Source organism: Streptococcus sp. UMB0029, assembly GCF_002871495.1.
In the GTDB taxonomy this organism is placed as follows: domain Bacteria; phylum Bacillota; class Bacilli; order Lactobacillales; family Streptococcaceae; genus Streptococcus.
This window is the reverse complement of record NZ_PNGD01000002.1, coordinates 150,948-175,943: the sequence shown is the minus strand read 5'-3', so window position 1 is coordinate 175,943 and position 24,996 is coordinate 150,948. Positions and strand designations below refer to the sequence as shown.

The following is a 24,996-nucleotide window of genomic DNA, read 5'->3' as shown; positions in this document are numbered from 1 at the left end:
AGCGACGTGTTTTGAAGAGGATTACTATCGAAATCCCAGTTACAGTGTACCCATCCTTGCTCTAGGAACTCATTTCCTATTTTTCGTTTTAGATTTCTTTAAGGTTTTTATTATATCCTGTAGGACTCTACAATTTAAAAACATTAATAATCTAGGTAGAGAAAATGTTCGTAAAAAAGGAGATACTTATGAAAAAAATACTATTCTTTCTCTCTTGTGGCTGGATATTCCTTTCTTTATCAGGATGTTCTTCACCTATAGAAGCGGAAACTAGCTCTGAAAAAGATTCAGATAGCACTTTGGTTGTCTACTCGCCTAACCCTGAAGACCTTATCGAAGAAACAATCCCAGCCTTCGAAGAAAAATATGGTATTAAGGTTGACTTAGTACAAGCCAGCACTGGTGAATTGTTCAAAAAAGCTGAGGCCGAAAAAGAATCCCCAGTAGCTGATGTCATTTTCGGAGGCTCCTACGCTCTCTTCTCTTCTAACGAAAAACTTTTTGAACCTTATATTTCCCAAGAAAACGACCAGATAATCTCTGAATATCAAAATAAAACTGGATTCTACACGCCTTATACACTTGATGTCAGTGTCATCATTGCCAATTCAGCTCTTACAAAAGATATAAAAATTGAAGGCTACAATGATCTACTCAATCCTAAATTAAAAGGGAAAATTGCTACTGCTGATCCAAGTAACGCATCTAGCGCCTTTGCTCAATTAACAAACATGCTTATCGATCAAGGCGGATACGAAAATGAACAAGCTTGGACCTATGTGAAAAATCTATTTACCCTAGTAGATGGAAAGATTGCATCTAGTTCTTCAAATGTTTACAAAGCTGTCGCCGATGGGGAAATGGCTGTAGGACTCACCTATGAAGATCCTGCCTTAAAACTTTTAAACGACGGAGTTGATGTAAAAGTCATTTATCCAAAAGAAGGAACCGTCTTTTTACCTGGTAACGCAGCTATCGTCAAAAACGCCAAACACATGGACAATGCTAAGAAATTTATCGATTTCCTCCTTTCTCAAGAAATCCAAGATAAGCTAGGAACTGAAACAACAATCAGACCTATTCGTAAAAATGCTAAAACCAATAAAAATATGAAGGCTATGACAGAAATCAATGTTGCTACTGAAGATTCAGATTATGTCATCAAGAACAAATCCACTATTCTTAAAAAGTACAATGATATTTTTACAGATATCCAATCTAAAAAATAAAATTTGACTTACCAGTGATTAACTGTCAAACCCTGCTATAAAATCAAAAGATTACTTCCGTTTTTGTAGAGAATTTTACTCTAATAGAATAGAATTATCGGTTTTAAAAACGCTTACATTATTTTAAAATAAACTTAAATAACACAACGGAGGTATCCATCATGAAAAAGAAATGGATGTATTATGCTGCTTGCGGACTAGCTCTTTTTGGTCTTGCTGCTTGTTCTTCTAATGAATCTGCCGATGGCGGTTCATCTGATAAAGGAGACGGCGGTTCGCTAGTCGTTTATTCACCAAACTCAGAGGGCTTAATCGGAGCAACTATTCCTGCCTTTGAAGAAAAATATGGTATCAAAGTAGAACTGATTCAAGCTGGTACTGGAGAACTTTTCAAAAAACTAGAGTCAGAAAAAGAAGCTCCTGTAGCTGATGTCATCTTTGGTGGTTCTTATACACAATATGCTACCCACGGAGAACTCTTTGAAAACTATACTTCAAAAGAAAATGATAATGTTATCAAAGAATATCAAAACACAACTGGCTACTCTACTCCTTATACACTAGATGGTAGTGTTTTAATCGTCAATCCTGATTTAACGAAAGGCATGAACATCGAAGGATATAGCGACCTTCTCAAACCTGAACTAAAAGGAAAAATTGCAACTGCTGACCCAGCAAACTCTTCTAGCGCCTTTGCTCAATTAACAAATATGCTACAAGCTCAAGGTGGTTACAAAGACGATAAAGCTTGGTCTTATGTAAAAGATCTCTTCACACTTATTGATGGTAAAATCGGTTCAAGCTCATCTGGTGTCTATAAAGCAGTCGCTGACGGAGAAATGGCTGTTGGTCTCTCTTATGAAGATCCAGCAGTTAAACTCTTAAATGACGGAGCTAATATCAAGGTAGTCTATCCAAAAGAAGGAACAGTCTTCCTACCTGCTAGTGCTGCTATCGTTAAAAAAGCTAAAAATATGGAAAATGCCAAGAAATTTATCGATTTTATTATCTCTCAAGAAGTACAAGATACACTTGGTACAACCACTACTAACCGTCCTGTTCGTAAAAATGCTAAAACAAGCGAAAATATGAAACCAATTGACAAAATCAAAACACTCACTGAAGATTATGATTATGTCATCAAGAATAAATCAGATATCGTTAAGAAATACAACGAAGTCTTTACAGATATCCAATCTAAACAGTAAAAGAGGTTCACTATGAGTGAGATCAAAATTATTAACGCAAAAAAAATCTATCACGATGTCCCTGTTATTGAGAATTTGAACATTACAATTCCAAAAGGAAGTCTCTTTACCCTTCTTGGGCCTTCAGGGTGTGGGAAAACGACCCTTCTTCGTATGATTGCAGGTTTCAACAGTATCGAAGGTGGAGAATTTTACTTCGATGATACAAAAATCAATAATATGGAACCCAGCAAACGCAATATCGGAATGGTTTTCCAAAACTACGCTATTTTCCCACATTTGACTGTCCGAGATAATGTTGCTTTTGGTCTCAAGCAAAAGAAGGTTCCAAAAGAAGAATTGATTCAACAAACCAATAAGTATCTTGAACTCATGCAAATTGCTCAATATGCGGATCGAAAGCCCGATAAACTCAGTGGGGGACAACAACAACGTGTCGCCTTGGCACGTGCCTTAGCTGTTAATCCAAGTGTTCTCCTCATGGACGAACCACTTAGTAACCTAGATGCCAAACTTCGCTTGGATATGCGTCAAGCTATTCGAGAAATCCAACACGAAGTGGGAATTACAACTGTTTATGTGACCCACGACCAAGAAGAAGCTATGGCTATTTCAGACCAAATTGCTGTTATGAAAGACGGAGTCATCCAACAAATCGGTCGGCCAAAAGAACTCTATCATAAACCAGCTAATGAGTTTGTAGCAACCTTTATCGGACGCACAAATATTATCCCTGCCACTCTTGAAAAACGGAGCGACGGCGCTTATATCGTCTTTTCAGATGGCTATGCTCTTCGAATGCCAGCTCTTGATCAGGCTGAAGCACAAGATATTCATGTAAGTATTCGTCCTGAAGAATTCATTAAAGATGAATCTGGAGATATTGAAGGAATTATTAGCGATAGCGTCTACCTTGGACTGAATACTGAATACTTCATCGAAACAGGATTTGCCTCAAAAATTCAAGTTAGCGAAGAATCAACTTTTGAAGAAGACCTACAAAAAGGCGATCGTATTCGTCTACGAATCAATACTCAAAAATTAAACGTCTTTTCTGCAGATGGTTCCCAAAATCTGATAAAAGGAGTCAGCCATGGAACGTAAAAAACTAAATATTTGGACAGCCTCCTCTTTCTTCATCTTTCTTACCTATCTTGTCTTTCTCGTTTATCCTATCGTTACCGTGCTCAAGCAAGCACTCATACATGAGGGACAATTTTCACTAGCTAATTTTGTCACTTTCTTTAGTAAAGCCTACTACTCTGAGACACTTGTCAACAGTTTCAAGGTTTCCATTACCGCTACTATCACTTCCTTAGTCGTAGGAACCTTATTAGCTTATCTCTTCTCTATGTATGATTTCAAAGGAAAGAAATTTCTACAAATATTGATTATCATTGCTTCCATGTCAGCTCCTTTCGTGGGAGCCTACTCCTGGATCCTCTTACTGGGACGAAATGGGGTCATCACTAAATTCCTGACAAATACCCTTCATCTTCCAGCTATCGATATTTATGGATTCAAAGGAATTGTACTTGTCTTTACATTGCAACTATTCCCACTGGTATTTCTATACGTTGCTGGGACAATGAAAAGTATTGACAATTCTCTACTTGAAGCTGCTGAAAGCATGGGTTCCTTCGGATTTAAGCGTATCGTAACAGTTATTTTACCTCTCCTAGTTCCAACCTTACTAGCAGCTGCCCTGCTTGTATTTATGAGGGCATTCTCAGACTTTGGAACACCGATGTTAATTGGTGAAGGATATCGGACTTTCCCAGTCTTGATTTATACCCAATTTATTAGCGAGGTTGGAGGAAATTCTGCTTTTGCATCTGCTTTAGCAATTATGGCGATTATCATAGCCTTGGCAATTTTCCTTATCCAAAAATACATCTCAAACCGCTACAGTTTCAGTATGAATTCGCTCCATCCAATTGAGCCTAAAAAAACTACAAAAGGAAAAATGGCTGCCATTTATGCGACAGTCTACGGAATTATCTTGTTCTCTGTTCTACCTCAAGTCTACTTGATTTATACTTCTTTCCTAAAAACATCAGGTATGGTATTTGTCAAAGGATATTCTCTAAACAGTTACAAGGTAGCTTTCAATCGTATGGGGTCTGCTATTTTCAATACCATTCGTATCCCTTTGATTGCCTTAGTTCTAGTTGTCCTATTCGCAACATTTATCTCCTACCTAGCCGTTAGAAAACGGAACTTGTTTACAAACTTAATTGACAGCCTCAGTATGGTCCCTTATATTGTACCAGGAACCGTTCTAGGGATTGCCTTCATTTCTTCCTTCAATACTGGTCTATTTGGAAGTGGATTTCTTATGATTACAGGAACTGCTTTCATCTTGATTATGTCTCTATCTGTTAGAAGATTACCCTATACTATTCGCTCATCTGTTGCTAGCTTACAACAAATAGCCCCAAGTATTGAAGAAGCTGCTGAAAGCTTAGGAAGTAGCCGTCTCAATACCTTTGCCAAGATTACAACTCCAATGATGCTATCTGGTATTATTTCTGGAGCTATCCTATCTTGGGTCACAATGATTTCAGAACTCTCTACTTCTATCCTCCTCTACAATGTCAAAACAAGAACAATGACTGTAGCCATTTATACAGAGGTTCTCAGAGGGAATTACGGTGTAGCCGCAGCCTTGTCAACTATCCTGACTGTTCTAACAGTAGCTTCCTTGCTCTTGTTTATGAAAATCTCTAAAAGCAATAGCATTACACTTTAGTTTTCCCCATCAAAAACAGCCGAAAGAATTCTCGGCTGTTTTTTCTTATCTTGATATTCTTATCAAATTCCTAGTTCCTAGCAAGCAAGTCTAGACTGATTATACTCAATAAAAATCAAAGAGCAAACTAGCCGCAGGTTGCTCAAAGCACTGCTTTGAGGTTGTAGATAAGACTGACGAAGTCAGCTCAAAACACTGTTTTGAGGTTGTGGATAGAACTGACGAAGTCAGTAACCATATCTACTGCAAGACGACGTTGACGCGGTTTGAAGAGATTTTCGAAGAGTATTAAATAGAGGCTTCCTCCATCTTCTCACGTCCTAGTTCTCGGTAACTACGGTCACCGACAACTTCAACGCTAAACTGACCGTCCTCATATTCAAGGATCGTTACGCTACCATTATCGAGACCATGCGGATGCATACCATTAATCAGATAAACAATGGTTCCAATGGTCATTCCGTGGCTGACAACAAGGGCGTTGCCTCCACCTTGCTCTTCCATTTCTTTGGCAATCTCTTCAAAACCTTCCTTGATTCGACCACTGAGTTTTTCCCAGCCTTCAGCCCAACCAGCTGTATCAACTTCTACCAAACCCTCAGCCAGCTCAGCATAAGACAATTGGTGAACGTGGTCCACATTAAAGATACGAGGAATAATGCCCATGAAAAGATCACCATCATAAGCCCCGTCAAAACTGCCGAAACACCATTCTCTAATACGCTTGTCCATGCGATAAGGGATTTTCCCCTGCAAGGCAAGTTCATCAAGGATGATTCCCATTGTCTGAATGGTGCGACCAGAATCACTGGAATAAGCGCGCTCAAACTGTAGACCAGATTCTCGCAAACCGATTCCTAATTCTTGAATCCCTCGTTCACCTTCAGTTGTTAAAGGAGTATCGCTCCAACCTTGCGCGCGACCAATCGTGTTAAACATAGTCTTGCCATGACGTACCAAATACAATCGTACTTTTACCATTTTCCGTCCTCCGTTTGCTTCTATTATATCATGGATGATAAAACAAAAGTCACCCATACAGGCGACTTTTGCAGGAGATTATTATGAAAAAGTTTAGGAGTTCTATTAAATAAAGATATTAGATGAAAATCAAATTCAAACTAAATCAGAGTTATCTGTTTCAAATAATATTAGGAGGTCTTTATTTAATGATTATAGTATACACATCCAACCTTAAATAGAACTTAAAAAATTAAACCCATTCACCTTTTTCATTTACTTTATAGCCGTTAATGGTCATATTTTTTGCCAATTTCCCATCAGCTAACAAGTAATACCACTTATCTCCATCCTTAATCCATTGGTTACGAGCGTACTTGCCGTCTTGGTTCAGATAATACCAGCTATCATACTGAGAATCAAATACCCACTCACTCTTAGCCATGTAACCGCCACGTTTTAGGTAGTACTCGCCCTGCCAAGCTTTCTCCACATAACTACCAGTTGAATCGACATAAAACCAACTCTTATAGTCTTCATCATAAATCCATTCACTTGCAGCCATTGAAGCATCTGCTTTTAGATAATAACGCCCTACCCAACGGTTTCTTACAAGGTTACCCGAAAGGTCATTATAGTACCATTTGCCATACTCTTTAAACCACTTACTTGCTTGATAATCCTTCTTAGTCTCTCCATTAGCAGTAAGGGTAGCTTGAGATGACGATGAGGTTGAGGTACCAGTAGAAACTGCTTGAATGGCCTCTTCTTTTGTCACCTTAGGCTTAGCTTTGCCTTGGTAAACATCTTCGATACGCTTAGTAAAGACAGATAACTCTTCAGCTGATAGCATGTGTCTTACAGTCTCCTCCTTATATACAAGACCTGCTTCTTTCCTGATTTTGTGTATCCCCTCTTCAACTATATCATCAATCTTACTAAACATAGAAACTTTATCTGCTTTTGAAAGTGTATCATCATTACTAATGGCTGTCTTCTCCATGAAAGCAACAGCATTAATTTCTCTGATATTTTTTTCCGTAGGAATTAAACTAGGGCTCCATTTATCAACTTTGTTATAAAAAGTTGATAATTTTTGAACATACTCTTTTAATGTTAAGTTACTATCATTGTATGGCTCATCATCGCCAAAATGACGAGACCGAGGTAACGACCAGCCTGTTAATGGTCCGTAAAAACTTTTTAAATCGCTAATTAGTTTTTCCTTCTCAACAGATGAGTATAAATTACTATCTTTTTCTACTTGCTGAAGTAGTAAGTCAAATTTTTTTATTCTAGCAATATCAAAAACATATTCTAAAGAGTTAGGCATATCACCTTTCATTCTATTAATAGTTACTTCTATGTCAGACGAATCGTAATCATCTCCTTTTGAAAATCTATTTATATTTTCCTCTCTCTCCTCTATCACCTCATCTATTTTTTTAACTATGGCATTCTTGAGTTTTAAAACATCAACCTCTTTAAATTGTACAGTATACCAATCAATATCATCAATTTCTTTTAATATTTTTTTCTTTACTTGTTCAGAATAATTTCTAACTGCACTCTTTAAATCTGCCCGTGTTTTGTAAAAACTCTCATTACTAGAATCAATATCATTTTCTTGCGCATAAACTACTTGACTAGCAAAAGTTGGGACTAGTAAAGTCGACAGTCCTAAAGCTACTAAAGCATGTTTCATTTCTTTTTTCATGAATTTCTCCTATTTTCTTAATTTTTAAAACTATGAATTGGTGCTGGGATTTGTCCACCACGAGAGATGAAATCGACAGACGAAGCTCCATTGACCTTCATAACAGGTGCAGTTCCTAATAAGCCACCAAACTCAATCATATCGCCTTCTTTTCCTTTTGGAATAATACGAACAGCTGTTGTTTTCATGTTAATGACACCAATTGCAGCTTCATCTGCAATCATGGCCGCAATGGTTTCAGCTGGCGTATCTTCTGGTATGGCAATCATATCCAAACCAACTGAACAGATAGCCGTCATGGCTTCTAGTTTTTCCAAATTAAGAGAGCCATTTTGCACTGCAGCAATCATCCCCTCATCCTCAGAAACAGGAATAAAGGCACCAGACAAACCACCCACTTGGTTGCAGGCCATCACTCCACCCTTCTTAACTTGGTCGTTCAAGAGAGCCAAGGCAGCCGTCGTTCCATGCGTACCAACTGTTTCTAGCCCCATTTCTTCAAGGACACGTGCCACAGAATCTCCAACCGCAGGAGTTGGCGCCAAACTCAAGTCCACAATACCAAACTCCACACCCAGTCTCTCACTAGCCATCTGACCAACCAATTGACCGATACGAGTGATCTTGAAGGCAGTCTTCTTAACTGTTTCGGCTACTACATCAAAGCTCTCTCCACGAACTTTTTCCAAGGCACGTTTCACCACACCAGGACCAGAAACTCCGACATTGATGATAACATCTGCCTCCCCAACACCATGGAAGGCACCCGCCATAAATGGATTGTCCTCAACAGCATTAGCGAATACAACCAACTTGGCCGCTCCCATATCTGATAGATTAGCCGTTTCCTTGATAACTCGTCCCATATCTGCCACAGCCGTCATATTGATACCAGACTTGGTTGAGCCAATATTAACTGACGAGCAGACCTTGTCCGTTTCAGCCAAAGCACGAGGAATAGAATTGATGAGAATCTCATCTCCCTTTTGATAACCTTTTTGTACCAAGGCAGAGAAACCACCAATAAAGTCCACACCAATCTCTTTCGCAGCCTTATCAAGCGCTTTTGCCAAAACTACATAGTCTGTTGCATCTGTCGCTGCCCCAATCAGAGAAATAGGAGTCACCGATACACGCTTATTAACGATTGGAATTCCCAACTCAGCTGCAATTTCGTCGCCAACAGCCACCAAATTAGCTGCCTTGATCGTAATCTTTTGATAAATTTTCTCCGCAGCACGATTGATATCTGGATCGATACAGTCCAAAAGGGAAATCCCCATGGTAATGGTTCTGATATCGAAGTTCTGCTCCTCAATCATAGCAATGGTTTCAGTAACTTGTCTAATATCCATATGCACCTCCTAGATATTATACATAGCTTCGAAAATCGCTGCACTCTGAATATTAATTTTCACATTCAAAGTTTGCCCAAAGACTTCAAACTCATTACGAAGATAGGTAAAATCTTGCTTTTCATCACTAGAGACAACAGCCATCATCGTGAAATATTCATCCAAGACAGTTTGAGAGATATCGTCAATATTCAAACCCAATTCTGCAATTTTACCAGAAACACCTGCAACAATTCCAGATTTATCTTTACCAACAACAGTTATAATCGCTTTCATAAGCAAACTCCAATTCTTCTTAAAATAGGAAACCTGAACATTAAACAGATTTCTTCTTAAATAGTATAGCATAATTCTAACTAAAATACTCAAAAACGCCTGCTTACGAAGTTGTTCTTAAGAAAAAAACAATTTCGTAAACAAGCGTCTACTATCCCAACTTATGATGAGTGTTCCCGCTAGGACCGAAATCCTAGCGGGAGACCAGAGCTAGACTAAGAGCACAAGACTCCATCATCATAACACTCAACAAAATTGATGATTTTATACTAATTCGATGATCGCCATTGGCGCTGCATCACCACGACGTGGTTCAGTTTTAAGGATACGAGTGTATCCACCGTTACGTTCAGCATAACGAGGTGCGATTTCTGAGAACAATTTTTGAAGTGCTGTAGTAGAAGTGTACTTATCAGTTGCTTCATCATAGTTTTCAGATGCGATTTCATTACGTACGAAAGCAGCTGCTTGACGACGTGCATGCAAATCACCACGTTTACCTAGAGTAATCATTTTTTCAACAGTTTTACGGATTTCTTTAGCACGAGCTTCAGTTGTCACGATTGATTCGTTGATCAAAAGGTCAGTTGTCAAATCGCGAAGCATTGCTTTACGTTGTGAGCTAGTGCGTCCTAGTTTACGGTAAGCCATGTATTCCTCCTTTATTTATCTTTTAATCCAAGACCTAAATCAATGAGTTTGAGTTTCACTTCTTCCAAACTCTTGCGTCCAAGATTTCGTACTTTCATCATCTCTGCTTCAGATTTTTCTGTCAAATCATGCACAGTATTGATACCGGCACGTTTCAAACAGTTGTATGAACGCACAGACAAGTCCAGTTCCTCAATCGTACGATCCAAAATACGGTCGTCAGATTCAGTATCAGCTTCTTTCATCACTTCAGTTGACTTAGCAATCTCAGTAAGATTTGTAAACAAATCAAGATGTTCTGTCAAAATACGTGCTGAAAGCCCTAAAGCATCTTCTGGAATAATTGTTCCATTTGTCAAGATTTCAAGGGTTAATTTGTCAAACCCATCATTGCTACCTACACGAGCAGGTTCCACTTGATAGTTGACTTTTGTAACTGGTGTATAAATAGAATCTACAGCAAGTGTTCCAACTGGTGCATTATCCTTTTTATTTTCATCTGCAGGTACATATCCACGACCACTGTTAACAGTCATAGTCGCTTTTAGAGAAGAACCTTCACCGATTGTAAAGAGATAATGATCTGGATTTACAATTTCAATATCGCTATCTGTCAAAATGTCACCAGCTGTTACTTCAGCAGGACCTTCAACATCTAGTTCGATGATTTTTTCGTCTTCAACGTACGATTTCACTGCAATTCCTTTAATGTTCAGAATGATTTGCATCACGTCTTCACGAACACCTGGAACTGTGTCAAACTCATGTAACACACCATCAATGTTGATAGATGTCACAGCTGCTCCTGGTAGAGAAGCTAGAAGTACACGACGAAGAGAGTTACCAAGAGTTGTACCGTAGCCACGTTCAAGTGGTTCGATTACAAACTTGCCATAATCTTTATTTTCATCAATTTTTGTTATATTTGGTTTTTCAAACTCGATCATTTAGTTACTCCCTCTTAAACGAAAAGCAGTGTAATGCGATGATTATACACGGCGACGTTTTGGAGGACGAGCACCATTGTGTGGCACTGGAGTCACATCACGAATTGCTGTTACTTCAAGACCAGCGGCAGCAAGCGCACGAATAGCTGACTCACGACCAGAACCTGGACCTTTTACAGTAACTTCAACTGATTTAAGACCGTGTTCTTGTGCAGATTTAGCAGCAGCTTCAGAAGCCATTTGAGCAGCGAATGGTGTAGATTTACGAGAACCTTTGAAACCAAGAGCACCAGCTGATGACCAAGCAATTGCATTACCATGCACATCAGTAATCATAACAATAGTGTTATTAAATGTAGCGTGAATATGAGCAATACCAGATTCGATATTCTTTTTCACACGACGTTTACGTGTTGGTTTAGCCAAGACTTTTACCTCCTATATTATTTTTTCTTACCAGCAATCGCAACAGCTTTACCTTTACGAGTGCGAGCGTTGTTTTTAGTGTTTTGTCCACGGACAGGAAGTCCACGACGGTGACGGATACCACGGTATGAACCGATTTCCATCAAACGTTTGATGTTCAAGTTTACTTCACGACGAAGGTCACCTTCAACTTTGATTGCATCCACTTCACGACGGATAGCATCTTCTTGATCTGATGTAAGATCACGTACACGAACATCTTCTGAGATTCCAGCAGCAGCCAAAATTTTCTTAGATGTTGCAAGTCCGATACCATAAACATAAGTCAATGAGATTACTACGCGTTTGTCATTTGGAATGTCAACTCCAGCAATACGAGCCATGTTTTCTCCTTTCTATCTTATCCTTGACGTTGTTTGTGTTTTGGATTTGCTGGGCAAATTACCATAACACGACCATTACGACGAATAACTTTACAGTATTCGCAAATTGGTTTGACCGATGGTCTTACTTTCATTTCTTATCCCTCCAAGTTTTTCGATTATTTAAAGCGGTAAGTGATACGTCCACGTGTCAAGTCATATGGACTCATTTCGACAGTAACACGATCTCCCGCTAAAATACGAATATAGTTTTTACGAATTTTACCAGAAACTGTTGCTAAAATCTGATGTCCATTTTCAAGTTCAACCGTAAACATTGCATTCGGCATTGTATCAACTACTTTGCCTTCAACTTCAATCACATCGTCTTTTGCCACGCAAAAGCACCTCCATAAATTTCGATTCGATGCCTCTAGACACAGAGACAACAATTATAAGTCAGACTATCTCAGTATAACATTTGTAGCGGATTTTTGCAAGTGTGAAAAACGCTTTATTTCAAATTTGTCAATACTTTTTCGATATCTGAGAAGACATCATTGATATCTTGATTACCTTCGATGTCATGAACCAAACCTTTGGCACGGTAGTGAGCAATGATTGGTTCCCCTTGAGCAATATTTACATCCAAACGACGTTTGACTGTCTCAGGCTTATCATCTTCACGTTGGTAGTAATCTTCTTCTTTATAGTCAACTGGTGGGTTAAAGACCTTGTGGAAAGTTTCTCCAGTTACGCGGTGGATGATACGGCCACTCAAACGTTCCAAGAGACTGTCAGGGTTCACCTCAATGTTGATAACACCTTCTAGTTCAATGCCAAGTTCAGCCAATGTTTTGTCCAAGGCATGAGCTTGTTCAATTGTACGTGGGTAACCATCCAACAAGAATCCTGTTTCTTTAATATCATCTTGTGAAAGACGTTCTTTTACGATTCCATTTGTAACTTCGTCAGGAACCAATTCACCCTTGTCAATGTATGACTTAGCAAGAACACCCATTTCAGTTTGATTTGCCATAGCAGCGCGGAACATATCACCAGTTGAGATATGTGCAACATGGAATTGTTCTACGATTTTTGCTGCTTGAGTTCCCTTACCTGCACCAGGTAAGCCCATAATCAAAAGATTCATGATTTGATCTCCTTATTTTATTTTTAAATAGAAGCAAAAGGTCTTTTCACCCCTATTTAAAAACAAAATAGAAGAGGGGAGACCAAACTCTCACAAATGTCAGAGTTTAAACCTCCACTCCCTCAGCATTTACTGATTCATACTCAATGAAAATCAAAGAGCAAACTAGAAAGCTAGCCGCAGGCTGTACTTGAGTACGCCAAGGTAAAGCTGACGTGGTTTGAATTTGATTTTCGAAGAGTATCAGTAAATACTTTTATTCTGTTCTATCCATGAAACCAACATACTTACGTTTCAATAGGTAACCTTCCAATTGTTTGATTCCTTCAATACCTGTAGAGATAATGATCAAAAGACTAGTTCCTCCAAAAGCAACTGCTTCTGAAAGTCCGAAAACATCTTTTGCTACGATCGGTAAAATAGAAATCACACCAAGGAAGAGGGAACCAACTGTTGCAAGACGACGAAGAAGTTTAGACATATATTCTTCTGTACCTTTACCAGGACGAACTCCATGGATATAGGCACCGCTCTTTTGTAGGTTCTCTGCCGCTTTTTCAGGATTAATCTGTACAAACGTATAGAAGAATGTAAAGAGAATAATCAATAAAGCATACATGGCGATACCAGTTGGTGAAGTTGTTGCCAACATTTCTTGTGCTGTTCTTACCCAAGCCCAATCATGACCTGTAGCGCTCAAAAACTGAAGAATAGCCGCAGGCGCTGCAGTAATCGAACTTGCAAAGATAACAGGGATAACTCCAGCAGGGTTTACCTTCAAAGGAAGGTAAGAGCTAGATGGAGCACCTTGTGCAACCTTAGTATATTGGATTGGAATTTTGTATTCTGCTTGTTGAACATAAGTTGTAAAATAAATAATCAACAATACAGTAATAATCAAAATGATTACGAAAATGATAGATGAGTTGATACGGCTACTTGGGACGTTCACAAAGTAGTCCACATAGATGCCCTGAATCATCTCTGGAATTGAGGCAACAATCCCGGCAAAGATAATCATAGAAACACCATTTCCGTATCCCTTATCTGTAATTTGCTCTCCCAACCAAGTCACAATCATGCTACCAGCTGTTAAGATGATACCAATCATGATAAAGACTTGTGGAGTAAGAGCTGTTTTCAACAATTGAGCTCCAGCCAAAGTATTAAAACCAGCTGTAATCCCGATAGATTGCACAAAAGCGAGAACTAGAGCAATATAACGAGTAGCTTGATTCAATTTTCTTCGACCTACTTCCCCTTGTTTACCCCACTCTACAAATTTGGGTAAAATATCCATTTGCAAGAGTTGGACAACGATAGAGGCCGTAATGTAGGGGCTAACACCAAGAGCAAAAACTGAGAAGTTTTTCATGGCATTTCCTGACACCAAGCTCAACATGTTTAAGAAGGATAATCCACTTAAAGCATTCAAGCTATTAGCATTCACACCAGGAACTGTAATGCTAGTCCCGATACGAAAGACCAAAACGATAAAAATTGTAAATAAAATTTTTGATCGAACCTGCTTGACTTTAAGAGCTTCTCTTAATAATTTAAAAAACATAGGTCACCTCTCTTAGATGACTTCTACTGAACCACCTTTAGCAGTGATAGCTTCTTCAGCTGATTTAGAGAATTTAGCTGCTTTCACAGTCAATTTCTTAGTCAACTCACCGTTACCAAGAATTTTAACGCCTGATTTTTCAGCTTTAACAATTCCTGCTTCGATAAGAACAACTGGAGTTACTTCAGCACCATCTTCAAAGACGTTCAATTGGTCAAGGTTCACAATTGCGTATTCTTTAGCGTTGATGTTAGTGAATCCACGTTTTGGAAGACGACGGAACAATGGAGTTTGTCCACCTTCAAAACCAAGGCGAACTCCGCCACCGCTACGAGCTTTTTGACCTTTTTGACCACGACCAGATGTTTTACCGTTACCTGATGAAGTACCACGACCAACGCGGTTACGTACTTTACGAGAACCTTCTGCAGGTTTCAATTCATGAAGTTTCATTTTTATTTTCTCCTCTTTTGTAAAATGCTAGCGCCGATAAGGGAGAAAAGGTTGTCTCCCCCATCAACTCGCCTATACGACGTCATCATAGATGACTATATCTAGTTTTAGGGGATGGTATAGTGCACATCCCCTAAAAATTCATTAGTTTACTTCTTCAACTGTTACCAAGTGAGATACTGCTGTGATCATACCACGGATAGCAGCGTTGTCTTCTTTAATAACAGAGCTGTTCAATTTGCCAAGTCCAAGTGCTACAACAGTTTTACGTTGTGATGGAATGCGTCCGATTGGAGACTTAGTCAAAGTAATTTTAATTTGAGCCATTTTATCCCCTTTCTTATGCCAAATCAGAAACTGAAATACCACGAAGGGCAGCAACTTCTTCAGCGCGTTTCAATTGTTTCAAACCTTCAACAGTTGCACGAACAATGTTGATTGGAGTGTTAGAACCAAGTGATTTAGATGTAATATCTGCCACACCTGCCAATTCCACAACGGCACGAACTGCACCACCAGCGGCAACTCCAGAACCTTCTACAGCAGGTTTCAACAATACTTTAGCTCCACCGAATTCTGAAAGAACTTCGTGTGGGATTGTTGTTCCAACCATAGGAACTTCGATCAAGTTTTTCTTAGCATCATCTACTGCTTTACGGATTGCTTCTGGAACTTCTTGAGCTTTACCAGTACCAAATCCTACGCGACCGTTGTGGTCACCAACAACAACAAGAGCTGCGAAACGAAGACGACGTCCACCTTTAACAACTTTTGTAACACGGTTGACAGCAACTACGCGTTCTTCTAATTCAACTGCATTGTCTTTAAATGCCATTTTCTAGTGTCCTCCTATTAGAATTTCAATCCGTTTTCACGAGCTGCATCAGCCAAAGCTTTCACACGTCCGTGATATAGATATCCACCGCGGTCGAACACCACTTCTGAAATACCTTTAGCGTTTGCACGTTCTGCAACGAGTTTACCGACAGCAACGGCTTGTTCAGTTTTAGTTCCTTTTGAAACTTCTTTGTCAAGAGTTGAAGCACTTGCGAGCGTTACACCCGCTACGTCATCAATCACTTGAGCGTAGATGCCTGTATTAGAACGGAATACGTTCAAACGTGGGCGATCAGCAGTTCCAGAGAGTTTTCCGCGAACGCGACGGTGGCGTTTTTGGCGGAGTTTGTTTTTATCTGGTTTTGAAATCACAGTTTTCACCTCTTTAGTTTTAAATCGTGTGCTATGCACAAAGTTGGAAAATAGGTTGGTGGTTGAGATTCAACCACTCAACATTATTTACCTGTTTTACCTTCTTTACGGCGAACGAATTCACCAACGTAACGGATACCTTTACCTTTATATGGTTCTGGTGAACGAAGGCTACGTACGTAAGCAGCTGTTTGACCAACTACTTCTTTTGAAATTCCGCTAACAACGATTGTTGTTGGGTTTGGAAGTTCAAAAGTAATTCCTTCTGGAGCTTCAACTTCGTCTGGATGAGATTTACCAACAGCCAAAACAAGTTTAGTTCCTTGAAGTTGTGCACGGTAACCAACCCCACGCATTTCAAGTTCTTTCTTGAATCCTTCTGATACACCAACAACCATGTTGTTCAAAAGGGCACGAGTAGTTCCGTGGATAGTTTTCATTTCTTTTGAATCGTTTGGACGGTGAAGAGTTACTTCAGTACCTTCCACACGGATTTCAATATCTTTTGAGAACTCACGAGTAAGTTCTCCTTTAGGTCCTTTTACAGTTACAACGTTGTCATTGTTAGTGAGTTCAACACCAGCAGGCAACACGATAACTTTATTACCAATACGTGACATGTTTATTTTCTCCTGTTAAATTGTCAGGCCATACGGCCAGTTTTCACGGGGGCTAAATCGATTTCTCGATTTAAAGGAACATTTAGGTTTCAATTTCAAAGTGAATCTAGGCATCGTCTCGCAGGCATAACTTTGGGTTAGGCTAGAGACGATAACGAAGAGTCACAAAGAAATTGGGAACTAAATATTACCAAACGTAAGCGATAACCTCACCACCAACATTCTTTTGGCGTGCTTCTTTATCAGTAAGCAAACCTTCAGAAGTTGAAAGGATAGCAATTCCAAGTCCGTTAAGAACTTTTGGAAGGTCTTCACGTTTTTTGTAGACACGAAGTCCTGGTTTAGAAACACGTTTCAAGTTAGTGATAACTTTTTCACCGTTTGGTCCGTATTTAAGGAATACACGGATGATGCCTTGTTTGTCATCTTCGATGATTTCAACGTTTTTTACAAAACCTTCGCGTTTAAGGATTTCAGCAATCCCTTTTTTGATGTTTGATGCAGGTACTTCAAGTACTTCGTGTTTCGCTTGGTTAGCGTTACGAATACGAGTTAGGAAGTCTGCGATTGGGTCAGTCATAACCATTTTGTTTTTCTCCTCTTACTAGTAGTTTGCAAGTTGCACTTGCTAGTTAATACATGATACAAAGAGCGTAACAGCAAGAGCAAAAATAGGCAATTTGATGCAGGAGCAATGCTCCAAAGCAAATTGGTCTTTTTTGCCAAAGCTGTAGCTCGTGTTCAAATTGGCAAGTCCAACTGAACCCGGGCTAAACTCTGTGTGAAAAAGATAAACTTTCCTAGAAACTTCAGTTTCTTCGTCAAGTTTCCTATTTTCACTTGGAGTTTTGACGCCCTTGATATCTTAAATTACCAAGATGCTTTTGTTACACCAGGGATTTGTCCTTTGTAAGCTAATTCACGGAAGCAAACACGGCAAAGTTTAAATTTGCGGTAAACTGAATGTGGACGACCACATTTTTCACAACGAGTATAAGCTTGAGTAGAGAACTTCGCTGGACGTTTGTTCTTAGCAATCATTGATTTTTTAGCCATTAGATTTACCTCCTATATTATTTTGCAAAAGGCATTCCAAGGCCTGTAAGCAATGCACGTGACTCTTCGTCAGTGTTAGCAGTTGTTACGATAACGATGTCAAGACCACGAGTTTTGTCGACGTCATCGAAGTTGATTTCTGGGAAGATCAATTGTTCTTTCACACCAAGTGTGTAGTTTCCGCGTCCATCAAATGATTTTGTTGGAACACCGTGGAAGTCACGTACACGTGGAAGTGAAACTGAAACCAATTTATCCAAGAATTCGTACATACGTTCACCACGAAGGGTAACTTTTGCACCGATCGCAACACCTTCACGAAGACGGAAGCCGGCGATTGATTTTTTAGCTTTAGTGATAAGTGGTTTTTGACCTGAGATAAGTGCCAATTCTTCAGCAGCTTTTTCAAGGCTTTTAGCGTTTGATACAGCTTCACCAACACCCATGTTCAAAACGATCTTATCTACTTTAGGCACAGCCATCACTGATGAGTAGTTGAATTGTTCTGTCAAAGCAGGAACTACTTCATTAAGATATTTTTCTTTTAAACGATTTGCCATTATACTTCTCCTTTCCTTCGTGATTAATCAAGCACTTCGCCTGATTTTTTGTTGTAGCGAACTTTTTTACCGTCTACAAATTTGTAACCAACACGGCCAGCTACACCATTTTTGTCCAATACTTGAACGTTTGATACGTGGATAGCTGCTTCTTTCTCGATGATACCACCTTGAGGAAGTTCGTTAGTTGGACGTTGGTGTTTCTTAACGATGTTAACACCTTCAACGATAACTTTGTTTACTTTTGGAAGGGCAGTAAGGACAACAGCTTCTGTTCCCTTATCTTTACCAGCGATTACGCGAACTTTGTCGCCTTTTTTTACAAACATTAGGTTTCTCCTTGATTTTTCTTACGCCCATAAGGGCACCCTAGCTTGAAGCTAGGGGACTAGTTTGTTTCTAAAAATTAAAGTACTTCTGGAGCAAGTGACACGATCTTCATGAAGCCACCTTCACGCAATTCACGTGCAACTGGGCCAAAGATACGTGTTCCGCGAGGAGTTTTGTCTTCACGGATGATAACTGCTGCGTTTTCGTCAAATTTGATGTATGAACCATCAGCACGACGAGCACCTGATTTAGTACGAACGATAACTGCTTTAACAACGTCACCTTTTTTAACCGCACCACCAGGAGTAGCTTGTTTTACAGATGCCACGATAACATCACCGATGTTTGCAAATTTACGTCCTGAACCACCAAGAACTTTGATAGTCAAGATTTCGCGAGCACCGCTGTTGTCTGCGACTTTCAAACGAGTTTCTGTTTGAATCATTTCAGTTTTCTCCTTTCAGGTTTGATTAGATGATGACCGCTTCTTCAACAACTTCTACAAGACGGAAACGTTTTGTAGCTGAAAGCGGACGAGTTTCCATGATACGTACGATATCGCCTTCTTTGGCAACATTGTTTTCATCATGAGCTTTGTATTTTTTAGAGTAGTTAATACGTTTACCATAGACTGGGTGGTTACGTTTTGTTTCAACTACAACTGTGATTGTCTTGTCCATTTTGTCAGATACAACACGTCCAACAAGAACTTTACGATTATTGCGTTCCATTGAAATTTCTCCTTCCCTAGTCTATTATTTCGCTTCAGATTGAACTGTTTTGATACGAGCGATTTGTTTTTTAACTTCTTTCAAGCGAGCTGTTTGTTCCAATTGACCAGTAGCAGCTTGGAAACGAAGTTCAAACAATTCTTTTTTCAATTCGTTTTCGCGCTTCGCGAGTTCTTCTTGAGAAAGACCACGAAGTTCTTTAACAAATTCTTTTACTTCATTAAGTTTCATGCCTTCTCCTTATTCTGCTTCACGTTTTACGAATTTACATTTAACTGGCAATTTGTGGCTAGCAAGACGAAGCGCTTCGCGAGCAATCTCTTCAGATACACCAGCGATTTCGAACATCACTTTACCACGTTTAACTGGTGCTACCCAACCTTCAGGTGCCCCTTTACCAGATCCCATACGCACACCGATAGCTTTAGCAGTGTATGATTTGTGTGGGAAGATTTTAATCCAAACTTTACCACCACGTTTCATGTAACGAGTCATGGCGATACGAGCAGCTTCGATTTGGCGGTTAGTGATCCAGTGGCTAGTTGTAGCTTGGAGACCGTATTCACCGAATGCTACTTCTTTTCCACCTTTTGCTTCACCGCGCATTTTTCCACGGAATTCACGACGGTGTTTAACACGTTTAGGTACTAACATTGGTTATTTACCTCCTTTAGTGTTTTTGCGAGCTGGAAGAACTTCACCACGGTAGATCCATACTTTAACACCAAGTTTACCGTATGTAGTATCTGCTTCTTCCCAAGCGTAATCGATATCTGCACGAAGTGTGTGAAGTGGAACAGTTCCTTCAGAGTATCCTTCAGCACGGGCGATATCTGCACCGTTCAAACGACCTGATACTTGAGTTTTGATTCCTTTAGCTCCAGCACGCATCGCACGTTGGATTGCTTGTTTTTGTGCACGACGGAAAGCAACACGTTGCTCCAATTGACGAGCAATACCTTCACCTACAAGGTGAGCATCCAAATCAGGTTGTTTGATTTCGATGATGTTGATGTGTACTTGTTTTCCAGTCAATTTGTTAAGTTTTGCACGGAGTGCATCAACGTTAGCACCACCTTTACCGATAACCATACCTGGTTTAGCAGTGTGAAGTGAAACGTTAACTTTGTTTACTGCGCGTTCGATTTCGATAGTTGAAACTGCTGCGTCAGCAAGTTCTTTTTGAACGAATTTACGGATTGCAAGATCTTCATGAAGGTAATCCGCGTATTCTTTTTCAGCATACCATTTGGCATCCCAATCACGGATGATGCCGACACGCATACCAATTGGATGTACTTTTTGACCCACGATTTTACCTCCTTATTTTTCTGCAACAGCTACAGTGATGTGAGCTGTACGTTTGTTGATTGGTGAAGCTGAACCTTTCGCACGTGGACGGAAACGTTTCATAGTTGGTCCTTCGTTTGCGAATGCTTCAGATACTACCAAGTTAGCTTTATCCAAACCAAAGTTGTTTTCAGCGTTAGCTACAGCTGAGTTCAAAACTTTCAAGATGATTTCAGCAGCTTTGTTTGGAGTGAATGTCAAGATTGCGATTGCATCGGCTACGCTTTTACCACGGATGTTATCAAGAACAAGACGTGATTTACGAGGTGAAACACGTACTGTACGAGCCATTGCTTTAGCTGAAGTAATTTCTGCCATTTATGTTCTCCTTATTTTCTACGTGTTTTCTTGTCGTCTGCAGCGTGACCTTTGTAAGTACGAGTTGGTGCAAATTCACCAAGTTTGTGACCTACCATGTCTTCTTGGATGTAAACAGGTACGTGTTTACGTCCGTCATAAACTGCGATAGTGTAACCAATGAAACTTGGGAAGATCGTTGAACGACGTGACCAAGTTTTAATAACTTTTTTCTTTTCGTCGTTAGCTTGAGCTTCAACTTTTTTCATCAAATGCTCATCGACGAAAGGTCCTTTTTTAAGACTGCGTCCCATTTTTATATTTTCTCCTTTAAATGTTGTACCACAGCGGCTTGCGCTCCTATGGAGCGCTACCGAGCTGGCGGATTTACTAGTTGCTTAAGCGACTAGTTTAATATTATTTCTCGTTGCGACGACGAACGATAAGTTTGTCAGATTTCGCTTTCTTGTTACGAGTTTTAAGACCAAGAGCAGGTTTGCCCCATGGAGTAGATGGCGCTTTACGACCAACTGGTGCTTTACCTTCACCACCACCGTGTGGGTGATCGTTAGGGTTCATTACAGAACCACGAACTGTTGGGCGGATACCTTTCCAACGGCTACGTCCTGCTTTACCAAGGTTTACAAGTCCATGTTGTTCGTTTCCGACAACACCAACTGTAGCACGGCAAGTTCCAAGAATCATACGAACTTCACCTGATTGAAGACGAACAAGCACGTATTTACCTTCAGAACCCAATACTTGAGCAGATGCTCCAGCAGCACGTACCAATTCACCACCACGACCTGGTTTCAACTCGATATTGTGGATCAAAGTACCAACTGGGATGTTAGCAAGTGGAAGAGCGTTTCCGACTTTGATATCTGCTTCTGGTCCTGAAACGATACGTTGACCTACTTCAAGACCTTTTGGAGCGATGATGTATGCTTTCACACCGTCAGTGTAGTGTACAAGAGCGATGTTTGCAGAACGGTTTGGATCGTACTCGATTGTTTTAACAACTGCTTCAACGTTGTCTTTGTTACGTTTGAAGTCAACCAAACGGTAGAAACGTTTGTGTCCACCACCTTGGTGACGAACTGTGATACGACCGTTGTTGTTACGACCAGCCTTGCTCTTCAATGCAACAAGCAATGATTTTTCAGGAGTGCTTGTTGTGATTTCAGCGAAATCCAAAGAAGTCATATTACGGCGACCGTTTGTTGTTGGTTTATAAACACGAATTCCCACGATATTTCCTCCTTAGATTATTCAGCTTCAGCAGCAAACAACTCGATTGCTTTAGAATCAGCTGTAAGTGTGATGATAGCTTTTTTAGTTTTGTTAGTAAAACCAGTGTAACGTCCAACACGTTTAGCTTTTGGTTTTACGTTGATTGTGTTAACATTGGCAACTTTAACACCTTCGAAAGCAGCTTCAACAGCTTGCTTGATCAAAAGTTTGTGTGCACGAGTGTCAACTTCAAATACATATTTTCCTGCTTCAAGTTGAGCCATTGAGCTTTCAGTGATAACAGGTTTTTTGATAACATCATACAAATTCATTATGCAAGAACCTCCTCGATTTTAGAGATAGCTGCTTGTGTGACAAGAAGTTTGTCGCTATTTGCGATGTCAAGAACACTTGCAGTTGTAGCAGTTGCAACTTTCACATTTGGAAGGTTACGAGCTGAAAGAGCTGCGAATTCATTTCCTTCTTCAAGGATAACAAGAACTTTAGAATCGATGCTCAATGCTGCAAGAACTTTTGCAAATTCAGCAGTTTTTGGAGCTGTAAATGAAAGAGCGTCTACAGCTACGAATTTGTTTTCAGCAACTTTTTCAGAGTAAACTGATTTAAGAGCTAGGCGACGAACTTTTTGTGGAAGTTTGTAGCCGTATGAACGTGGAGTTGGTCCGAAGACAACACCACCACCACGCCATTGTGGTGAGCGGATAGAACCTTGACGAGCACGTCCAGTTCCTTTTTGACGCCATGGTTTGCGTCCACCACCTGATACTGCAGAGCGGTTTTTAACAGCGTGTGTTCCTTGACGAAGGCTTGCGCGTTGGCTGATGATCACATCAAACACAACTGATTCATTTGGTTCGATACCAAATACTGCATCGTTAAGAACAACTTGGCCAGCTTCTTTACCAGTTTGGTCAAATAATGTTACGTTTGCCATTGTGACTGATTTCCCCTTTCTTTATTATTTACCAGCTTTAACTGCTGATTTGATAGTGATAAGAGATTTCTTAGCACCTGGTACGTTACCTTTGATAAGAATAACGTTCTTTTCTGGAACAACTTGTACAACTTCAAGGTTTTGAATTGTTACGCGGTCACCACCCATACGTCCTGCAAGGTTTTTACCTTTGAATACGCGGTTAGGTGCAACAGGTCCCATAGAACCTGGACGACGGTGGTAACGAGAACCGTGAGCCATTGGTCCACGTGATTGTCCGTGGCGTTTGATAACACCTTGGAAACCTTTACCTTTAGAAGTACCAGTTACGTCAACAACGTCTCCAGCTGCGAATGTTTCAACTGTGATTTCAGCACCAACTTCCAAGCCTTCAACGTTTTTGAATTCACGAATGAAGCGCTTAGGAGCCGTGTTAGCTTTCGCTACATGTCCTTTAGCAGGTTTGTTGCTCAATACTTCGCGTTTGTCATCGAAACCAACTTGGATAGCGTTGTATCCGTCTGTTTCAACAGTTTTAACTTGAAGAACAACGTTTGGAGTTGCTTCAATAACTGTTACAGGGATCAATTCGCCAGCTTCAGTGAAGATTTGAGTCATTCCCACTTTTTTCCCTAAGATTCCTTTTGTCATGAGAAAATAGTTCCTTTTCTATATTTTTTATTCAAAAAGTTTTTAACGAGCGTTTTTTATGCTCAAGTCTAAGATACAAAGGGCGTCAAACTCAAAGTGAAAATAGGAAACTGACGCAGTGTCTAGCAGACACTAGGAAGTTTATCTTTTTCACACCGAGTTTAGCCCGTGTTCAATTAGATTGAAACACCAGCCTCTGCTCTTTTATATTTTAGATTAAAGTTTGATTTCTACGTTTACACCACTTGGAAGATCCAATTTCATCAAGGCATCAACTGTTTTTTGAGTTGGGTTAACGATATCGATCAAACGTTTGTGTGTACGCATTTCAAATTGTTCGCGAGAGTCTTTGTATTTGTGAGTCGCACGAATAATTGTGTAGAGGCTACGTTCAGTTGGAAGTGGGATTGGACCCGCAACTTGTGCACCTGTACGAGTAGCTGATTCTACGATTTTTGCAGCCGCTGTGTCAAGCGTACGGTGTTCGTAAGCTTTCAAACGGATACGGATTTTTTTGTTTGCCATCTTTTTCTCCTTTTCGTCTATTTAAGATAATAGGCTAGCTCCACAAGAAAACCGACGCGGTGTTGCGTGGCAATGCAACCGAGCGTGTCGCAACCTCTTGCATCAAAGCTAAAGCTGTAATTTACAGCACCATAATAGAATAACACAAAGCCCCTACGATTGCAAGGGATTTGTTGCTGTTTTTTTCGTTTTTTTACTATGAAACTGTTTTCCTATTTTTTTCTTTCTAAAATTAGGGATTTTCTTCTATATAAAATAAACTGACTCCTCTTGACCTCAAATTTACCTTCTGATTGGTCTACTAGAATGTCCGCCCTTGACTCAGTTTCTTTATAGTAGTGTAGATATTGCTCCCGTCTCATCTGATGACTAGCCAATATAAAGGATACATCGCGATTTCTCACTGTCGTATCTCAAGCTAGA

Annotated in this window: 37 protein-coding genes and 1 pseudogene; 4 read left to right on the top strand and 34 right to left on the bottom strand. The window is 39.9% G+C overall.

The window, feature by feature from the left end:
• The first annotated feature begins 188 nt into the window (after positions 1–188).
• From CJ239_RS01975 to CJ239_RS01960, 4 genes are all read left to right on the top strand, one after another.
• Positions 189–1,229 (top strand): ABC transporter substrate-binding protein, encoded by a 1,041-nt coding sequence (locus CJ239_RS01975; protein WP_102210345.1) that lies wholly within the window; start codon positions 189–191, stop codon positions 1,227–1,229.
• Positions 1,230–1,390: 161 nt separating this feature from the next.
• Positions 1,391–2,437 (top strand): ABC transporter substrate-binding protein, encoded by a 1,047-nt coding sequence (locus CJ239_RS01970; protein ID WP_000731166.1) that lies wholly within the window; start codon positions 1,391–1,393, stop codon positions 2,435–2,437.
• Positions 2,438–2,449: 12 nt separating this feature from the next.
• Positions 2,450–3,541 carry an ABC transporter ATP-binding protein gene (locus CJ239_RS01965; RefSeq protein ID WP_102210344.1) on the top strand — a complete coding sequence of 364 codons (1,092 nt, stop codon included), beginning with the start codon at positions 2,450–2,452 and terminating at the stop codon, positions 3,539–3,541.
• Positions 3,531–5,189 (top strand): iron ABC transporter permease, encoded by a 1,659-nt coding sequence (locus CJ239_RS01960; RefSeq protein ID WP_102210343.1) that lies wholly within the window; start codon positions 3,531–3,533, stop codon positions 5,187–5,189. Before CJ239_RS01965 ends, CJ239_RS01960 begins: the two co-directional genes overlap by 11 nt.
• Positions 5,190–5,477: 288 nt before the next feature.
• Here the strand turns inward: CJ239_RS01960 and CJ239_RS01955 are convergent, their stop codons facing one another.
• The 34 genes and pseudogenes from CJ239_RS01955 to CJ239_RS01790 form a co-directional block, all read right to left on the bottom strand.
• The gene (locus CJ239_RS01955; protein WP_102210342.1) at positions 5,478–6,170 is read right to left on the bottom strand and encodes a histidine phosphatase family protein; all 693 of its coding nucleotides are present in this window, start codon (positions 6,168–6,170) and stop codon (positions 5,478–5,480) included.
• A 232-nt stretch (positions 6,171–6,402) separates the two neighbouring features.
• Positions 6,403–7,866, bottom strand: coding sequence for a choline-binding protein C (locus CJ239_RS01950; RefSeq protein WP_102210341.1), 1,464 nt, complete (start codon positions 7,864–7,866; stop codon positions 6,403–6,405).
• A 17-nt stretch (positions 7,867–7,883) separates the two neighbouring features.
• Entirely contained in the window at positions 7,884–9,221 is a 1,338-nt protein-coding gene (locus CJ239_RS01945; protein WP_102210340.1) for a PFL family protein, read from the bottom strand.
• Between the two features lie 9 nt (positions 9,222–9,230).
• A complete protein-coding gene (locus CJ239_RS01940) occupies positions 9,231–9,497 on the bottom strand; it encodes an ACT domain-containing protein (RefSeq protein WP_102210339.1) in 267 nt (88 codons plus the stop codon).
• Between the two features lie 264 nt (positions 9,498–9,761).
• Entirely contained in the window at positions 9,762–10,148 is a 387-nt protein-coding gene (gene rplQ / locus CJ239_RS01935) for a 50S ribosomal protein L17 (protein WP_000331493.1), read from the bottom strand.
• Between the two features lie 11 nt (positions 10,149–10,159).
• On the bottom strand, positions 10,160–11,095 hold the full coding sequence (locus CJ239_RS01930) for a DNA-directed RNA polymerase subunit alpha (protein WP_000568988.1): 936 nt from the start codon (positions 11,093–11,095) through the stop codon (positions 10,160–10,162).
• Positions 11,096–11,137: 42 nt separating this feature from the next.
• On the bottom strand, positions 11,138–11,521 hold the full coding sequence (gene rpsK, locus CJ239_RS01925; RefSeq protein ID WP_001118385.1) for a 30S ribosomal protein S11: 384 nt from the start codon (positions 11,519–11,521) through the stop codon (positions 11,138–11,140).
• 17 nt (positions 11,522–11,538) lie between these two features.
• Positions 11,539–11,904 carry a 30S ribosomal protein S13 gene (gene rpsM, locus CJ239_RS01920; RefSeq protein WP_000090781.1) on the bottom strand — a complete coding sequence of 122 codons (366 nt, stop codon included), beginning with the start codon at positions 11,902–11,904 and terminating at the stop codon, positions 11,539–11,541.
• 17 nt (positions 11,905–11,921) lie between these two features.
• Complete coding sequence (gene rpmJ, locus CJ239_RS01915) at positions 11,922–12,038, bottom strand: 50S ribosomal protein L36 (protein ID WP_001808836.1); 117 nt, start codon at positions 12,036–12,038, stop codon at positions 11,922–11,924.
• 24 nt (positions 12,039–12,062) lie between these two features.
• Positions 12,063–12,281, bottom strand: coding sequence for a translation initiation factor IF-1 (gene infA / locus CJ239_RS01910; RefSeq protein WP_001029883.1), 219 nt, complete (start codon positions 12,279–12,281; stop codon positions 12,063–12,065).
• 116 nt (positions 12,282–12,397) lie between these two features.
• Positions 12,398–13,036: an adenylate kinase gene (locus CJ239_RS01905; protein WP_001050436.1), complete on the bottom strand. Its 639-nt coding sequence runs from the start codon at positions 13,034–13,036 to the stop codon at positions 12,398–12,400.
• Positions 13,037–13,292: 256 nt separating this feature from the next.
• Positions 13,293–14,603, bottom strand: a complete 1,311-nt coding sequence (gene secY, locus CJ239_RS01900; protein WP_000465403.1) for a preprotein translocase subunit SecY — start codon at positions 14,601–14,603, stop codon at positions 13,293–13,295.
• Positions 14,604–14,615: 12 nt separating this feature from the next.
• The gene (gene rplO / locus CJ239_RS01895) at positions 14,616–15,056 is read right to left on the bottom strand and encodes a 50S ribosomal protein L15 (protein WP_000766089.1); all 441 of its coding nucleotides are present in this window, start codon (positions 15,054–15,056) and stop codon (positions 14,616–14,618) included.
• A 144-nt stretch (positions 15,057–15,200) separates the two neighbouring features.
• On the bottom strand, positions 15,201–15,383 hold the full coding sequence (rpmD, locus tag CJ239_RS01890) for a 50S ribosomal protein L30 (RefSeq protein ID WP_000057241.1): 183 nt from the start codon (positions 15,381–15,383) through the stop codon (positions 15,201–15,203).
• A gap of 13 nt (positions 15,384–15,396) precedes the next feature.
• The gene (rpsE, locus tag CJ239_RS01885; RefSeq protein WP_000874202.1) at positions 15,397–15,891 is read right to left on the bottom strand and encodes a 30S ribosomal protein S5; all 495 of its coding nucleotides are present in this window, start codon (positions 15,889–15,891) and stop codon (positions 15,397–15,399) included.
• Between the two features lie 17 nt (positions 15,892–15,908).
• Positions 15,909–16,265, bottom strand: coding sequence for a 50S ribosomal protein L18 (rplR, locus tag CJ239_RS01880; protein ID WP_000624044.1), 357 nt, complete (start codon positions 16,263–16,265; stop codon positions 15,909–15,911).
• A gap of 83 nt (positions 16,266–16,348) precedes the next feature.
• Entirely contained in the window at positions 16,349–16,885 is a 537-nt protein-coding gene (gene rplF / locus CJ239_RS01875; RefSeq protein WP_033684406.1) for a 50S ribosomal protein L6, read from the bottom strand.
• 187 nt (positions 16,886–17,072) lie between these two features.
• Positions 17,073–17,471 (bottom strand): 30S ribosomal protein S8, encoded by a 399-nt coding sequence (rpsH, locus tag CJ239_RS01870; protein WP_000245504.1) that lies wholly within the window; start codon positions 17,469–17,471, stop codon positions 17,073–17,075.
• Positions 17,472–17,755: 284 nt separating this feature from the next.
• Complete coding sequence (locus CJ239_RS01865) at positions 17,756–17,941, bottom strand: type Z 30S ribosomal protein S14 (RefSeq protein ID WP_001085697.1); 186 nt, start codon at positions 17,939–17,941, stop codon at positions 17,756–17,758.
• 17 nt (positions 17,942–17,958) lie between these two features.
• Positions 17,959–18,501 carry a 50S ribosomal protein L5 gene (gene rplE / locus CJ239_RS01860; protein ID WP_000013542.1) on the bottom strand — a complete coding sequence of 181 codons (543 nt, stop codon included), beginning with the start codon at positions 18,499–18,501 and terminating at the stop codon, positions 17,959–17,961.
• 23 nt (positions 18,502–18,524) lie between these two features.
• Complete coding sequence (gene rplX, locus CJ239_RS01855; RefSeq protein WP_000497691.1) at positions 18,525–18,830, bottom strand: 50S ribosomal protein L24; 306 nt, start codon at positions 18,828–18,830, stop codon at positions 18,525–18,527.
• A gap of 77 nt (positions 18,831–18,907) precedes the next feature.
• A complete protein-coding gene (gene rplN, locus CJ239_RS01850) occupies positions 18,908–19,276 on the bottom strand; it encodes a 50S ribosomal protein L14 (RefSeq protein WP_000616545.1) in 369 nt (122 codons plus the stop codon).
• 25 nt (positions 19,277–19,301) lie between these two features.
• A complete protein-coding gene (rpsQ, locus tag CJ239_RS01845) occupies positions 19,302–19,562 on the bottom strand; it encodes a 30S ribosomal protein S17 (protein ID WP_000440801.1) in 261 nt (86 codons plus the stop codon).
• A gap of 24 nt (positions 19,563–19,586) precedes the next feature.
• Entirely contained in the window at positions 19,587–19,793 is a 207-nt protein-coding gene (gene rpmC / locus CJ239_RS01840; protein ID WP_000772918.1) for a 50S ribosomal protein L29, read from the bottom strand.
• 9 nt (positions 19,794–19,802) lie between these two features.
• Positions 19,803–20,216 carry a 50S ribosomal protein L16 gene (gene rplP / locus CJ239_RS01835; protein ID WP_000960946.1) on the bottom strand — a complete coding sequence of 138 codons (414 nt, stop codon included), beginning with the start codon at positions 20,214–20,216 and terminating at the stop codon, positions 19,803–19,805.
• A 3-nt stretch (positions 20,217–20,219) separates the two neighbouring features.
• Positions 20,220–20,873 carry a 30S ribosomal protein S3 gene (rpsC, locus tag CJ239_RS01830; RefSeq protein ID WP_000529936.1) on the bottom strand — a complete coding sequence of 218 codons (654 nt, stop codon included), beginning with the start codon at positions 20,871–20,873 and terminating at the stop codon, positions 20,220–20,222.
• 12 nt (positions 20,874–20,885) lie between these two features.
• On the bottom strand, positions 20,886–21,230 hold the full coding sequence (gene rplV, locus CJ239_RS01825; RefSeq protein WP_000818137.1) for a 50S ribosomal protein L22: 345 nt from the start codon (positions 21,228–21,230) through the stop codon (positions 20,886–20,888).
• A gap of 11 nt (positions 21,231–21,241) precedes the next feature.
• Positions 21,242–21,523 carry a 30S ribosomal protein S19 gene (gene rpsS / locus CJ239_RS01820; protein ID WP_000533766.1) on the bottom strand — a complete coding sequence of 94 codons (282 nt, stop codon included), beginning with the start codon at positions 21,521–21,523 and terminating at the stop codon, positions 21,242–21,244.
• Between the two features lie 103 nt (positions 21,524–21,626).
• Positions 21,627–22,460 (bottom strand): 50S ribosomal protein L2, encoded by an 834-nt coding sequence (gene rplB / locus CJ239_RS01815; protein ID WP_000512911.1) that lies wholly within the window; start codon positions 22,458–22,460, stop codon positions 21,627–21,629.
• 17 nt (positions 22,461–22,477) lie between these two features.
• Positions 22,478–22,774 (bottom strand): 50S ribosomal protein L23, encoded by a 297-nt coding sequence (locus tag CJ239_RS01810; RefSeq protein ID WP_001055347.1) that lies wholly within the window; start codon positions 22,772–22,774, stop codon positions 22,478–22,480.
• The gene (gene rplD / locus CJ239_RS01805) at positions 22,774–23,397 is read right to left on the bottom strand and encodes a 50S ribosomal protein L4 (protein ID WP_000024537.1); all 624 of its coding nucleotides are present in this window, start codon (positions 23,395–23,397) and stop codon (positions 22,774–22,776) included. Before rplD ends, CJ239_RS01810 begins: the two co-directional genes overlap by 1 nt.
• 24 nt (positions 23,398–23,421) lie before the next feature.
• Positions 23,422–24,048, bottom strand: a complete 627-nt coding sequence (gene rplC / locus CJ239_RS01800; protein WP_000160197.1) for a 50S ribosomal protein L3 — start codon at positions 24,046–24,048, stop codon at positions 23,422–23,424.
• 216 nt (positions 24,049–24,264) lie between these two features.
• On the bottom strand, positions 24,265–24,573 hold the full coding sequence (gene rpsJ, locus CJ239_RS01795; protein WP_001284513.1) for a 30S ribosomal protein S10: 309 nt from the start codon (positions 24,571–24,573) through the stop codon (positions 24,265–24,267).
• A gap of 212 nt (positions 24,574–24,785) precedes the next feature.
• A pseudogene (locus CJ239_RS01790) lies at positions 24,786–24,986 on the bottom strand (phosphoribulokinase); the annotation flags it as partial.
• Between the last annotated feature and the right edge of the window lie 10 nt (positions 24,987–24,996).

Excerpts from the sequence above, each read along its gene's own strand:
- rplF (WP_033684406.1), bottom strand. The coding sequence starts at position 16,885 with ATGTCACGTATTGGTAATAAAGTTATCGTGTTGCCTGCTGGTGTTGAA.
- rpsE (WP_000874202.1), bottom strand. The coding sequence starts at position 15,891 with ATGGCATTTAAAGACAATGCAGTTGAATTAGAAGAACGCGTAGTTGCT.
- rplC (WP_000160197.1), bottom strand. The coding sequence starts at position 24,048 with ATGACAAAAGGAATCTTAGGGAAAAAAGTGGGAATGACTCAAATCTTC.
- CJ239_RS01945 (WP_102210340.1), bottom strand. The coding sequence starts at position 9,221 with ATGGATATTAGACAAGTTACTGAAACCATTGCTATGATTGAGGAGCAG.
- rpmD (WP_000057241.1), bottom strand. The coding sequence starts at position 15,383 with ATGGCTCAAATTAAAATTACTTTGACTAAGTCTCCAATCGGACGCATT.
- CJ239_RS01950 (WP_102210341.1), bottom strand. The coding sequence starts at position 7,866 with ATGAAAAAAGAAATGAAACATGCTTTAGTAGCTTTAGGACTGTCGACT.
- CJ239_RS01905 (WP_001050436.1), bottom strand. The coding sequence starts at position 13,036 with ATGAATCTTTTGATTATGGGCTTACCTGGTGCAGGTAAGGGAACTCAA.
- CJ239_RS01970 (WP_000731166.1), top strand. The coding sequence starts at position 1,391 with ATGAAAAAGAAATGGATGTATTATGCTGCTTGCGGACTAGCTCTTTTT.
- rplN (WP_000616545.1), bottom strand. The coding sequence starts at position 19,276 with ATGATTCAAACAGAAACTCGTTTGAAAGTCGCAGACAACAGCGGTGCT.
- CJ239_RS01975 (WP_102210345.1), top strand. The coding sequence starts at position 189 with ATGAAAAAAATACTATTCTTTCTCTCTTGTGGCTGGATATTCCTTTCT.
- rplX (WP_000497691.1), bottom strand. The coding sequence starts at position 18,830 with ATGTTTGTAAAAAAAGGCGACAAAGTTCGCGTAATCGCTGGTAAAGAT.
- rplV (WP_000818137.1), bottom strand. The coding sequence starts at position 21,230 with ATGGCAGAAATTACTTCAGCTAAAGCAATGGCTCGTACAGTACGTGTT.
- rpsQ (WP_000440801.1), bottom strand. The coding sequence starts at position 19,562 with ATGGAACGCAATAATCGTAAAGTTCTTGTTGGACGTGTTGTATCTGAC.
- rpsM (WP_000090781.1), bottom strand. The coding sequence starts at position 11,904 with ATGGCTCGTATTGCTGGAGTTGACATTCCAAATGACAAACGCGTAGTA.
- CJ239_RS01965 (WP_102210344.1), top strand. The coding sequence starts at position 2,450 with ATGAGTGAGATCAAAATTATTAACGCAAAAAAAATCTATCACGATGTC.
- rpmC (WP_000772918.1), bottom strand. The coding sequence starts at position 19,793 with ATGAAACTTAATGAAGTAAAAGAATTTGTTAAAGAACTTCGTGGTCTT.
- rplD (WP_000024537.1), bottom strand. The coding sequence starts at position 23,397 with ATGGCAAACGTAACATTATTTGACCAAACTGGTAAAGAAGCTGGCCAA.
- rpsJ (WP_001284513.1), bottom strand. The coding sequence starts at position 24,573 with ATGGCAAACAAAAAAATCCGTATCCGTTTGAAAGCTTACGAACACCGT.
- CJ239_RS01955 (WP_102210342.1), bottom strand. The coding sequence starts at position 6,170 with ATGGTAAAAGTACGATTGTATTTGGTACGTCATGGCAAGACTATGTTT.
- rpsS (WP_000533766.1), bottom strand. The coding sequence starts at position 21,523 with ATGGGACGCAGTCTTAAAAAAGGACCTTTCGTCGATGAGCATTTGATG.
- rplO (WP_000766089.1), bottom strand. The coding sequence starts at position 15,056 with ATGAAACTTCATGAATTGAAACCTGCAGAAGGTTCTCGTAAAGTACGT.
- rplP (WP_000960946.1), bottom strand. The coding sequence starts at position 20,216 with ATGTTAGTACCTAAACGTGTTAAACACCGTCGTGAATTCCGTGGAAAA.
- CJ239_RS01930 (WP_000568988.1), bottom strand. The coding sequence starts at position 11,095 with ATGATCGAGTTTGAAAAACCAAATATAACAAAAATTGATGAAAATAAA.
- rplE (WP_000013542.1), bottom strand. The coding sequence starts at position 18,501 with ATGGCAAATCGTTTAAAAGAAAAATATCTTAATGAAGTAGTTCCTGCT.
- rpmJ (WP_001808836.1), bottom strand. The coding sequence starts at position 12,038 with ATGAAAGTAAGACCATCGGTCAAACCAATTTGCGAATACTGTAAAGTT.
- CJ239_RS01810 (WP_001055347.1), bottom strand. The coding sequence starts at position 22,774 with ATGAATTTGTATGATGTTATCAAAAAACCTGTTATCACTGAAAGCTCA.
- CJ239_RS01960 (WP_102210343.1), top strand. The coding sequence starts at position 3,531 with ATGGAACGTAAAAAACTAAATATTTGGACAGCCTCCTCTTTCTTCATC.
- rpsH (WP_000245504.1), bottom strand. The coding sequence starts at position 17,471 with ATGGTTATGACTGACCCAATCGCAGACTTCCTAACTCGTATTCGTAAC.
- rplQ (WP_000331493.1), bottom strand. The coding sequence starts at position 10,148 with ATGGCTTACCGTAAACTAGGACGCACTAGCTCACAACGTAAAGCAATG.
- CJ239_RS01865 (WP_001085697.1), bottom strand. The coding sequence starts at position 17,941 with ATGGCTAAAAAATCAATGATTGCTAAGAACAAACGTCCAGCGAAGTTC.
- CJ239_RS01940 (WP_102210339.1), bottom strand. The coding sequence starts at position 9,497 with ATGAAAGCGATTATAACTGTTGTTGGTAAAGATAAATCTGGAATTGTT.
- secY (WP_000465403.1), bottom strand. The coding sequence starts at position 14,603 with ATGTTTTTTAAATTATTAAGAGAAGCTCTTAAAGTCAAGCAGGTTCGA.